Source organism: Rubellimicrobium roseum (assembly GCF_006152145.1).
Classification (GTDB): Bacteria; Pseudomonadota; Alphaproteobacteria; order Rhodobacterales; family Rhodobacteraceae; genus Rubellimicrobium; species Rubellimicrobium roseum.
This window is the reverse complement of sequence record NZ_VDFV01000078.1, coordinates 1-11151: the sequence shown is the minus strand read 5'-3', so window position 1 is coordinate 11151 and position 11151 is coordinate 1. Positions and strand designations below refer to the sequence as shown.

Genomic DNA, 11151 nt, shown 5'->3' with positions numbered 1-11151 from the left:
ACGTGCTTAGGGCTATGCCTAAGCCTCCATGGTTATGCCCAGGTGTCCGGTCGAAACAGGGGCCAGTTCAGGGGCGCGCGGGATTAAGTCGTTTGTGGCGACACCTGGTCCCGAGCCACCCCATGCACCTCGTCCAGATCCTCCTGCCCACCGCCGACAACGACGGCCAGCCCTTCCCGGCCGAGCAGTTCCAGGCGCTCCGGCGCGAGCTGACCGACCGCTTCGGCGGCGCCACCGTCTACGCCCAGGCGCCAGCCGAGGGCTTCTGGCAAGGTGGCCCGGCGACCCGCCGCGACGAGATCGTCATATTCGAGGTGATGTGCGAGACGCTGGACGAGCCCTGGTGGCGCGCCCGCCGTCAGGCGCTCGAAGCCGAGTTCCGCTAGGACGAGGTCGTCGTCCGTGTGCAGGACATCCGGCTTCTGTAAGTTGGTCGGGGCGGAGAGATTCGAACTCCCGACCCTCTGCTCCCAAAGCAGATGCGCTACCAGACTGCGCTACGCCCCGAACCGTGGCCCCTCATAGCGGGGACCTTCGCGCTTGCAAAGCAGGATCGCCCGTCAGGGGCAAGGCAATGCGACGCCATCGCCGATCGCGGGGTGCTGGAGCGCGTCGCCCACGGCGATCCCGAGGCGCTCGGACAACCCGCCATTGACCTCCAGCACGAACTGCACGCCTTCCCCACCGGGAATCGGCGTCCGGTCGAGTGGCACTGCATTCTCGTGGATCGCCGAGATCGTGCCATCGGTGCCTGCAAAGATCATGTCGAGGGGAATCAGCGTGTTCTCCATCCAGAACGAAACCGACTGGGGCCGGTCGTAGACGAAGAGCATCCCCGCCAGCGTATCCATCCGCTCGACGTTCATCAGACCCTGCGCCCTCTCGGCCGGATCATCGGCGACCCTCACCTCGAAACGAGCCTCTCCGAATCCGCCCTTCACGGTCACCCGGTCCTCTCGGCATTCGGCCTGGGCCGCTGCGGGCAACATCGCAAGGACTAGGAGCAGGGCCGCGCCCCTCATTTCGCGGCGCGTCCTGCGGCATCCCAGGCCAGCACCTCGACGGCCAGGCGGCCACGCTTGCCCTCGATGGTCCGCAGGCCAATGGCCTCGCCCGGCGCGAGGTCGGCAAAGCCCGAACGGCGCAGCACCTCGATATGGAGGAACACGTCCTCGTCCGAGCCCCAGGAATTGGCGAAGCCGAAGCCCTTGCCCTTGTCGAACCATTTCACGCGCGCCGGCTCCAGGGGCTGAAGGGCGAGCAGCGCCGGGTCCAGCTCGGCCAAGTCGGCAAGACCTGCCCCCGGCGGCACGTTCGGCGGCTGGATCGAGAGGACGGCGGTGGCCTGCATCCCCCTGTCGGTCCGAGCCACCTCGACCGTAATGGTCGACCCATCGGCCACGGTGCCTTGCCCGAAGCTCCTCAGCACATTCGCATGGAGGAGGATGTCGGGGCCCCCCTCGTCGGACACCACGAATCCGAATCCCTTCCCAGGGTCGAACCACTTTACGTGACCGCGGACGGTCGGGCGTCCGCTCTGGTCTTCAGACATATCCATAAGTCTCGCAGGCCGCGCCTGATCGGTGCCGCGGCATAATGTTAGGTCAGAGTCGCACACATAACTCGTCATCTGAAGCGGGCTACCCTTTCACGGCGGCACAATCACCATCAACATTAGGTCAGGGATTGAGCCGCTGAGCCTCCCATGGGGAAACAACGTCGGGCCGCGTCCAACGGAAGCGGTCGTGCAGGCGGAAAGGCCCATCGGCCCAGAATTCTATCTCGACAGGCGTGATCCGATAGCCACCCCAAAAGGGCGGACGGGGCGGATTCATGCCATGAGTCGCGGTCACCCTGGCCACCTCGGCCAGAAGGGCCGTGCGCGATTCGAGCGGACGGGACTGCTTCGAGGCCCAGGCGCCCAAGCGGCTCTGGAGAGAGCGCGAGGCGAAATAGGCATCGGCCTGCGGCCCTTCGACCCGCTCGACGATCCCGCGCGCGCGCACCTGCCGCCGCAGCGACTTCCAGTGCAGCACGATGGCGGCTTTGCCAACGCTGTCGAGTTCCTCGGCCTTGCGGCTTTCGTAATTGGTGTAAAAGACGAAGGCGCCGGCCTCAATCTCCTTCAGCAGCACCATCCGCACGTTGGGCAAACCCGTGGGGTCGACAGTGGCCAGCGCCATCGCGTTCGGGTCGTTCGGCTCGGACTTTTCCGCCTCGGACAGCCACGCCCGGGCCAGAGCGAATGGGTCGTCGCCAGCAAATAGGCCAGTTCGGTCGGTCATCGCTGTCCCTCTCTTGCGCCGCCGATAGACTCCGGCGCGGGCTCTGCGCAAGTCCGATATGTCCTATGACATGTCTTGGACGCAGCGGCACACCGCTGTTATCTTGGTCATGACCGGCCCTTGCCCGTCCGCGACCCTTCGCCTACACCCGGCCGAAATGTTGCGGGGAAGGGACAGCCGGATGCAGACGGACCTGCTCAAAGGCAAGCGCGGGCTCATCATGGGGCTTGCCAATGACAAGTCCATCGCCTGGGGCATCGCACGAGCTTGCCGCGAGGCCGGCGCAGACCTCGCATTCTCCTATCAAGGCGATGCTCTTCTGAAGCGTGTGCGTCCGCTTGCGGCCGAGGTCGGATCCGATATCGTCCTGCCCTGCGACGTGAGCGACATGGCATCCGTCGACACCCTGTTCGCCGCGATCGAGGAGCGCTGGGGGCGGCTCGACTTCATCGTCCATGCCATCGGCTTCTCGGACAAGGATCAGCTGCGTGGCCGTTACGTCGACACGACGCGCGACAATTTTCTGAATACGATGGACATTTCGGTTTTCTCCTTCACCGCCGTGGTAAACCGGGCGGAGAGGCTGATGACCGAAGGGGGCTCCTGTCTCACGCTGACCTACTATGGGGCCGAGCGCGTCATGCCGCATTATAACGTCATGGGCGTGGCCAAGGCCGCACTTGAAGCGTCGGTGCGCTACATGGCCGAGGACCTCGGCAAAAAGGGCGTCCGGGTCAATGCGATCAGCGCCGGCCCGATCAAGACGCTGGCCGCCTCGGGCATCGGCGATTTCCGGTACATCCTGAAATGGAATGAGCTGAACTCGCCTTTGCGCCGCAACGTCACGCAGGAGGAGGTCGGGAAGTCTGCGCTCTACCTGCTGTCCGACCTGGGATCGGGCACCACGGGCGAGGTGCTGCACGTCGACGCCGGCTACCACGTCGTCGGCATGAAGGCGGTGGACGCGCCCGATATCGACGCGGCCCGAAAGGGCGAGTGAGACGCGCGGGGCGGCCATGGAGGGCGTGACGCTCGCGCAGCTCGGGCTCTTCGTGGCGACGCTTTCGGTGGCGATCCTGTCGCCGGGGCCGGGCATCCTTGCCGTCTCACACGCGGCATTCCGGCTCGGTCGGCGGGGGGCGATGCCTTATGCCTTGGGCCTTGCCGTTGGTGCCTCGCTCTGGTGCCTTGTGGCGCTTCTGGGCCTGACGGTCCTTTTCGAGGCCGTGCCGCTGACGCTGTCGGCTTTTCATGTCGTGGGCGGGCTTTACCTCCTCTGGATAGCCTACAAGATGTGGTCCCATGCGGCCGATCCGCTGGTCGACGCTCCTGCGGGGCCGGCAGAGGGCTTCGCGGCGGGCATGACGCTCAATTTGTCCAATCCCAAGCCCGGCCTCTTCTACGCCTCCGTCCTGCTGTCGATCTTCCCGGATCTGCGGGGCTTTGGTGCCAATGCGTCCGTCTATGCCGTGGCTCTGGCGGTCGAGCTGGCCTTCTATCTTACGCTCGCCGCGGCGCTGTCGGCCTCGGCGATCCGGGCGCGCTACTTCGCCGCAAAGGCCGGGATCGACCGCACGGCGGCCCTTCTGATCGCGATCCTGGGCCTTCTTCTCATTCTGCGTCATTGAACGGGTTCCTGCCATGACCGACCGCCTGCCCCACGAAAAAGGATTCCATATCTCCTGGGACCAGATCCATCGGGACAGCCGGGCGCTGGCGTGGCGGCTGGATGGCCAAGGACCGGACAATGGCGCCTGGCGGATGGTCGTTGCGATCACCCGCGGCGGCATGGCTCCGGCGATGATCGTCAGCCGAGAATTGGGCATACGCACCGTGGATACCATCAGCGTCCAGAGCTACAATCATCAGACGCAGAGCGAAGCCAAGGTGCTCAAGGCGCCGGACGCGCAGCTCATGGGTGACGGGACGGGCGTGCTGATCGTTGACGACCTCGTGGACTCGGGCCGCACGCTCGAACTCGTCCGCCATCTCTATCCCAAGGCGCACTTCGCCACCGTCTACGCCAAGCCCAAGGGGCGCTCGCAGGTGGACACCTTCATCACCGAGGTGAGCCAAGACACCTGGATCTTCTTCCCTTGGGACATGGCGCTTCAATACGTGGAACCCTATCGAGGCCGGGACTAGCTTTCCTCCTTTCTGGATGGACCCTAGCACGAACTTCCCTTCGATTCGGTTAACGCCACTCACGATCTTGAGGATGCCGATGGCCCTGCCCCGCACCGCCACGACCTTTGCGCCTCCGGTCATGGAAGCGCGGCGCTGGCTCGAGGGGGTGAGCTTTCCGCCGAACCGCCCACTTCTCAATGTGAGCCAGGCCGCCCCGGTGGACCCCCCGCCCGCGCCGCTGCGCGAGGTCATGGCCGAGATGGTGCTGTCCGTGCCGTCGGTGCATCTCTATGGCCCGGTGCTGGGGCTGCCCGCCCTGCGCGAGGAGATCGCGGCGCAGTGGTCGTCCACCTACGCCGGCGCGATACGGCCCGATCAGGTCGCCGTCACAGCCGGCTGCAACCAGGCCTATTGCGCCGCGGTTTCCACGCTTTGCGGCGATGGGGACGAGGTCATCCTGCCGGTTCCCTACTATTTCAATCACCGCATGTGGAACGACATGGCGGGCGTGGTCACCGTGCCGCTGACCTGCGGGCCGGGCCTGATTCCCGAGGCCGAGCGCGCGGCCACGCTGGTCAACCCCCGCACCCGCGCCATCGTGCTCGTCTCGCCGAACAACCCTGGCGGCGCCGAGTATCCGGCCGAAACGCTGCGCGCCTTTCTGGAGCTGGCCCGAACGCATGGGATCGCGCTGATCGTCGACGAAACCTACCGCGACTTCGATTCGCGGCAGGGGGCGCCGCACGACCTGTTCGGCGACCCTGACTGGGACGACACGCTGATCCACCTTTACTCCTTTTCCAAAGCCTATCGCCTGACCGGCCATAGGGTCGGTGCGATCCTTGCCGCTCCGGCACGGCTGGCCGGGGTCGAGAAGTTCCTCGACACCGTCGCGATCTGCGCCCCCCAACTGGGCCAGCATGCGGCGCTCTGGGGCATGCGGCATCTCAAGGACTGGGTCGCGGCGGAACGGCGGGAGATCCTCGACCGACGCGCCGCCATCGTCGAGGGCTTTCCCCGGCTTGCGGCCAAGGGCTGGGAGCTTCTCGGCTGCGGCGCCTACTTCGCCTATGCGACCCACCCCCTGGCCGAGCCCTCGGACACGCTGGCTCGGCGGCTCGTGCCCGACGCGGGCATACTGCTGCTCCCGGGCACGATGTTCATGCCCGAGGGCGACCCGGAGGGGGCGCGGGGGTTGCGGATCGCCTTCGCCAACGTCGACCGTCCGGGAATCGGCGCGCTGATCGACCGGCTCGACGTCGTGACCCCCTGACGCTTGCAGGCAACGGCCCGCCCGGCTAGGCAGGGCCCGCCCCGGCAGAGGGCGTAGCGGGGGGACCGGCATGGCGGCGCGCAAGGGCAAGGCGTGGATCTACTGGCTTATGGTGGTCGGGATCCTGTTGGGCTTCGGCGGCTGGTTCACGGGCGGCGCCGGCGGCCGCACCACGGCCATCGGCACCGTCGATGGCCTTGATGTCGCGGCGCAGGACTACGCGAATGCGCTGCGGAACCGGATGCGTGAAGTGCAGGAGCAGACGGGTCAGCCGCTGGAGTTCGCGCAGTTCCAAGCCCTCGGGCTCGACCGGGCGGCCTTGGCCGAGGTCGTCTCGCGCCGCGTGCTCGACGCCGAGGTGCAGCGACTGGAGCTGTCCGTGGGCGACGCGCGGGTGGCCGAGGCGGTGCGCTCTGCCCCCGCCTTCCAAGGCATCGACGGGGAGTTCGACCGCGATCTCTATCGCGAGCAGTTGAGCCGCAATGGGCTGAACGAGGAAGCCTTCGAGACCTCGCTGCGCGAGGACAGCGCCCGCGCGATCCTGCAGGCGGCCGTGCTGGGCGGCATGCCCGAGCCCACGACCTATGCCGAGGTCCTTGCCGCCTATTCCAACGAGACCCGCGCCGTGACCTGGGCCACCGTTACGCCAGAGGGCGTGACGGTGCCCGAGCCATCCGAGGAGGAGTTGCGGGCCCATTACGAGGCCAACCCCGATGCCTTCACCGCGCCCGAGACCCGGCAGGTGAGCTACGCCTGGATCACGCCGGAGATGATCCAGGGCGAGATCGCCATCGACGACGCCGAGTTGCGCGCTGTCTATGACGAGCGTCGCGACGAGTTCGTGCAGGAGGAGCGCCGCCTCGTGGAGCGCCTGGTGTTCTCCTCGGAGGAGGATGCGCAGGCCGCGCAGGCCCGGATCGACTCGGGCGAGGTCGACTTCGAGGCACTGGTGGAGGAACGCGGCCTGCAGTTGTCCGACATCGACCTGGGAGACGTGTCCCTGGACGAGCTGGAGGAGGCGGGCGAGCCGATCTTCGCCGCCGCGGCTGGCGATGTTGTGGGCCCCCTGCCCTCGTCGTTGGGCCCCGCGCTGTTCCGCGTGAACGCCGTGCTCGCGGCGGACGAGATCACCTTCGAGGAGGCCGCGCCCGACCTGCGGGCGGAGATCGCCAGCGACAGGGCGCGCGACATCATCGACGACATTCGGCCCCAGGTCGAGGACCTGACCGCCGGCGGCGCGACGATCACCGACCTTGCCGAGCGCACGGACCTTGAGCCCGGCGAACTGACCTGGTCCGAGGACGTCACCGAAGGCCCGGCGGCCTATGCGGAGGTCCGCGAAGCCGTAGCCGCCGCACAGGAAGGCGCCCTGCCGCAGATCGTCGAGCTGGCCGATGGCGGGCTGGCGGTGCTGCAGCTCGACGCGGTCACGCCGCCAGCCCTGCGCCCCTATGAGGACGTGGCGGCCGAGGTGCGGGCCTCTTGGGAGGCCGAGGCGCTTCGGGCGGCGGTTCTTGCTTCGGCCGAGGCCCAGGCCCAGGCCATCGCTGGTGGTGCGAGCTTCGAGGAGCAGGGTCTGACGCCCGCGGCCGAGGCCGCCTTGACCCGGCGCGGCGCTGTCGAGGGCACCCCGCCCGGCTTCGTCGAAGCGGCCTTCGCGCTGGAAGCCGGGCAGGCCCGTGCGCTGGCCACCCCGGACGGCGCCGTGGTGCTTCGCGTGGACGGAATCACCCCTGCCCGGGCTGATGATCCCGCCGTTCTGGCCGAACAGACGGCCATCGCCGAGCAGGTGTCGAGCAGCCTCGCCAACGACGTCTTCGGGGCCTATGCCACCCAGCTGCAGGCGAACTCCGAGATCCGCATCAACGACCAGGCCGTCCAGGCCGTCAACAACCAGATGAACTGATGGCCCTGTTCCCCGACTTCGAGACCTTCCGTGGCGGCTACGAGGCGGGCCGCAACCAAGTCGTCTGGACGCGCTTGGCGGCCGACCTCGACACGCCCGTGTCGCTGATGCTCAAGCTTGCGGGCGCGGCCCGGCACTCGTTTATGCTGGAAAGCGTGACCGGCGGCGAGGTACGGGGGCGCTACTCGATCGTGGGGATGAACCCCGACCTGGTGTGGGACTGCCGGGGTGCGCAAAGCCGCATCAACCGCGCTGCGCGCTATGACGACGAGGCGTTCGAGGACCTGCCGGGCTCGCCCATCGACACGCTGCAGGCGCTGTTGGCCGAATGCCAAATCGAGATGCCCGAGGGACTGCCCGCGGCCTCGGCCGGGCTGTTTGGTTACCTGGGCTATGACATGGTTCGGCTGGTCGAGACCCTGCCCGACCACCGCCCCGACCCGCTGGGCCTGCCCGACGCCGTGCTGCTGCGGCCCTCGGTCGTCGCGGTGCTGGACGGGGTGAAGGGCGACGTGATCCTCGTGGCGCCCGCCTGGACGGGGTCGGGTCTGCCCGCCAAGGCGGCGTTCGCCCAGGCAGCCGAGCGCGTCATGGATGCGCAGCGCGCCCTGGAGCGCGGCGTGCCGCAGGCGGCACGGGCGCTGGGCTCCCCGCGCGAGCCCTCGCCCCCGGTGTCGAACTTCACCAAGGCCGGCTACATGGCCGCGGTCGACAAGGCCAAGGACTACATCCGGGCGGGCGACATCTTCCAGGTCGTTCCGTCGCAGCGCTGGACCCAAACCTTCTCCGAGCCGCCTTTCGCGCTTTACCGCTCGCTCCGGCGCACCAATCCGTCGCCCTTCATGTTCTTCTTCAACTTCGGCGGTTTCCAGGTGATAGGCGCAAGTCCCGAGATCCTCGTGCGAGTCTTCGGTCGCGAGGTCACAATTCGCCCGATCGCCGGGACCCGCCCCCGCGGCCGCACGCCCGAGGAGGACCGTGCCCACGAGGAGTCGCTGCTGGCCGACCAAAAGGAGCGTGCCGAGCACCTGATGCTGCTGGACCTGGGCCGGAACGACGTGGGCCGCGTGTCGAGGCCCGGCACGGTGCGCCCGACCGAGACCTTCGTGATCGAGCGCTATTCCCACGTCATGCACATCGTCTCGAACGTGGTGGGCGAACTGGCGGAGGACCAGGACGCGCTGACCGCCTTCTTCGCCGGCATGCCCGCCGGGACGGTCTCGGGCGCCCCCAAGGTCCGCGCAATGCAGATCATCGACGAACTCGAGCCCGAGAAGCGGGGCGTCTATGGCGGCGGGGTGGGCTACTTCGGCGCCAACGGCGACATGGACATGTGCATCGCGCTTCGGACGGCGGTGCTGAAGGGAGATCAGCTCTACATCCAGTCCGGGGCCGGCGTGGTCTACGACAGCGATCCCGAGGCCGAGTACACGGAGACGGTTCACAAGTCCCAGGCGATCCGCAAGGCCGCCGAGGATGCCGCGATGTTCCGTCCCGAAGGGAACGGCTGACCCGAAGCCCCTAGGGCCGGCAGGCAGCCCGCCCTAGGCCGCAGCCCGGTCCGTCTGGACCGACGCGAGCGCCCGGAGCAGAACGTCGACCCCGGCGCCCGGCCGGTTCGCCTCCTCCGACAGGATGCGACGCCACCCACGCGCGCCGGGCCGCCCGGCGAAGAGCCCAAGCATGTGACGCGTCACCTGATGGAGCCGCCCTCCCGAGGCCAAGTGGGCCTCGATGTGAGGGATCATGGCGCGGGCGGCTTCCTCGGGTCCGGTCAATGAGGCCGGCTCCGCCCAGATGCGTAGGTCGGCGTCACCCAGAATGTCCCAAGGCTGGTCATAGGCCGCGCGGCCGATCATGACGCCGTCCAGGCCCTGGGCCAGCAGATGTTCGGCATGTGCAAGGGTCCGTACCCCACCGTTGATCGAGATGTGCAACTCGGGAAAGCGCTCCTTCATGCGCAGCACGAGGTCGTAGTCGAGCGGCGGCACCTCGCGATTCTCCTTGGGCGAGAGGCCCTGTAGCCAAGCCTTTCGGGCATGGACGGTGACGCGCCGCACACCGCTGCCCGCGACGGCCTCAAGGAAGCGGGGGAGCGACTCCTCCGGATCCTGATCGTCGACGCCGATGCGGCACTTGACCGTGATCTCGGCCGACGACGCCGTCCGCATCGCGCGCACCCCTTGGGCGACGAGGTCGGGACGTTCCATCAGAACGGCGCCGAAGCAGCCCGACTGCACCCGGTCCGATGGACAGCCGCAATTGAGGTTCACTTCCGTGTAGCCCCATTCGCCCCCGATCCGGGCCGCCTCGGCCAGTTCCCGCAGGTCCGATCCGCCGATCTGAAGAGCGACGGGCTGCTCAGCTTCCGCGAACCCGAGCAGGCGGTCGCAGTCGCCGTGCAGGATGGCCGCGGCGGTGACCATCTCGGTGTAAAGGAGCGCCCGGCGCGACATGGCGCGGTGGAAGGCGCGGCAGTGACGGTCCGTCCAGTCCATCATCGGTGCCACGGAAAGGCGGGAAGCTTCTAAGAGGCTGATCTCGTTCATCTTTCCCTGCTCGTCGCGGGCGGCTTTGGCAACTTTGGACTTTGGGTTGTCCCGAGGTTTCCTCAGGTTCGCCGATATGACCGGATGCCAAGTACTACCGTGTAGCACAACCACATCGGCCATGCGGCAAGGCATCCGGGAGCCCTCGATGCGCTCACGATGTCGTGACTTCATCTCCTTGATTTTTCGGCATCCCGACGCTCTCGGGCCCGTGGCGACGAACCGAACTTCCGATCGAACATCATTCCTAGGAGCTAGCAACGTGAACGAACATCTCGAAGAGCCATTTCGCGTCGGGCTTTCGCGTGACAACCGCACCAAGGCTGACACAGCGGTCACCCACGCCCTTAAGGGCAAGCTTGCGTCCGTCCAAGATTCGATTGCCATGCCCGTGCACGGCAAGAAGGTCAGGTCGGAGGAGCCCAACATCCTCGACCGCGTCAGCCCGACCGGGCGCACGACGTTCCGTGTCCAGATCCGTCGTCAGGTCGACGGCAAGATGCGGAGCTTGGGCAAGACCTTTCGGACGATGAGCAACGCCACGAAGTGGCGGAACAGGAAGCTCGCCGAAATCGAGTTCCATGGCTTCCCGGTCACGATCACGACCAACATCACTGGCGCCGATGTCATCACCAAGCGACTGGAAGTTCATACCAATCTAGAGCGCTCCGCCAAGCAGGTGCTCAACAGTCTCATGGGTCGGGAGTCTAGGAAGAAGCTCACTTCGACCCTCACGGCACAGTGCCTCTATAAACTCTGCGACAACCTTCTTGGTGAAGAGATGCTCCCCTAGGCGGCCGCAGGTGACCTGACCATGCTGGTGCGTACTCTGGACTGGGCGCAACGACGCGGCACGATCATCCCGATTAGAACTCTTCGGAATGCTATGTCGATCCTTTGGGGGGACTGACCTGCGGCTGTTTTGGACTGCGCCGAGTTGGACGTTTCCGGTTTGGGCGTGGGTCCGGGAGACGGAGAGGGACCATGAAGGGATCGAAGTTCAGCGAGGCC

Annotated in this window: 12 protein-coding genes and 1 tRNA gene; 8 read left to right on the top strand and 5 right to left on the bottom strand. The window is 67.0% G+C overall.

The annotated features are described in order from the left end of the window. The first annotated feature begins 122 nt into the window (after positions 1-122). The gene (locus FHG71_RS21975) at positions 123-386 is read left to right on the top strand and encodes a hypothetical protein (protein WP_139083841.1); all 264 of its coding nucleotides are present in this window, start codon (positions 123-125) and stop codon (positions 384-386) included. A 44-nt stretch (positions 387-430) separates the two neighbouring features. Here FHG71_RS21975 and FHG71_RS21970 read toward each other — a convergent pair. The 4 genes from FHG71_RS21970 to pdxH form a co-directional block, all read right to left on the bottom strand. Continuing rightward, positions 431-507 (bottom strand) — tRNA-Pro (locus FHG71_RS21970). Positions 508-560: 53 nt separating this feature from the next. Further along, the gene (locus FHG71_RS21965; RefSeq protein WP_139083839.1) at positions 561-1022 is read right to left on the bottom strand and encodes a DUF192 domain-containing protein; all 462 of its coding nucleotides are present in this window, start codon (positions 1020-1022) and stop codon (positions 561-563) included. Further along, positions 1019-1552 carry a cold-shock protein gene (locus FHG71_RS21960; protein WP_139083837.1) on the bottom strand — a complete coding sequence of 178 codons (534 nt, stop codon included), beginning with the start codon at positions 1550-1552 and terminating at the stop codon, positions 1019-1021. The genes FHG71_RS21965 and FHG71_RS21960 overlap by 4 nt, the downstream gene beginning before the upstream one ends. A 127-nt stretch (positions 1553-1679) precedes the next feature. Then, on the bottom strand, positions 1680-2285 hold the full coding sequence (pdxH, locus tag FHG71_RS21955) for a pyridoxamine 5'-phosphate oxidase (RefSeq protein ID WP_139083836.1): 606 nt from the start codon (positions 2283-2285) through the stop codon (positions 1680-1682). 181 nt (positions 2286-2466) lie between these two features. On the opposite strand from pdxH, the gene fabI reads away from it, so the two are divergent. From fabI to trpE, 6 genes are all read left to right on the top strand, one after another. Then, positions 2467-3285, top strand: a complete 819-nt coding sequence (gene fabI, locus FHG71_RS21950; protein ID WP_139083834.1) for an enoyl-ACP reductase FabI — start codon at positions 2467-2469, stop codon at positions 3283-3285. Positions 3286-3301: 16 nt separating this feature from the next. Then, positions 3302-3913, top strand: a complete 612-nt coding sequence (locus tag FHG71_RS21945) for a LysE family translocator (RefSeq protein WP_139083832.1) — start codon at positions 3302-3304, stop codon at positions 3911-3913. 13 nt (positions 3914-3926) lie between these two features. Next, positions 3927-4430, top strand: a complete 504-nt coding sequence (gene gpt, locus FHG71_RS21940) for a xanthine phosphoribosyltransferase (RefSeq protein ID WP_139083831.1) — start codon at positions 3927-3929, stop codon at positions 4428-4430. A 79-nt stretch (positions 4431-4509) separates the two neighbouring features. Continuing rightward, on the top strand, positions 4510-5685 hold the full coding sequence (locus FHG71_RS21935; RefSeq protein WP_139083829.1) for an aminotransferase: 1176 nt from the start codon (positions 4510-4512) through the stop codon (positions 5683-5685). A gap of 70 nt (positions 5686-5755) precedes the next feature. Next, positions 5756-7591 (top strand): peptidyl-prolyl cis-trans isomerase, encoded by a 1836-nt coding sequence (locus FHG71_RS21930; protein WP_139083828.1) that lies wholly within the window; start codon positions 5756-5758, stop codon positions 7589-7591. After that, complete coding sequence (trpE, locus tag FHG71_RS21925; RefSeq protein WP_139083826.1) at positions 7591-9102, top strand: anthranilate synthase component I; 1512 nt, start codon at positions 7591-7593, stop codon at positions 9100-9102. The genes FHG71_RS21930 and trpE overlap by 1 nt, the downstream gene beginning before the upstream one ends. A 33-nt stretch (positions 9103-9135) precedes the next feature. Here the strand turns inward: trpE and dusA are convergent, their stop codons facing one another. Beyond that, positions 9136-10140, bottom strand: coding sequence for a tRNA dihydrouridine(20/20a) synthase DusA (gene dusA, locus FHG71_RS21920; protein ID WP_139083825.1), 1005 nt, complete (start codon positions 10138-10140; stop codon positions 9136-9138). A 262-nt stretch (positions 10141-10402) separates the two neighbouring features. Between dusA and FHG71_RS21915 the strand changes: the two genes are divergently transcribed. Further along, on the top strand, positions 10403-10933 hold the full coding sequence (locus tag FHG71_RS21915; RefSeq protein WP_139083824.1) for a hypothetical protein: 531 nt from the start codon (positions 10403-10405) through the stop codon (positions 10931-10933). Positions 10934-11151: the final 218 nt, after the last annotated feature.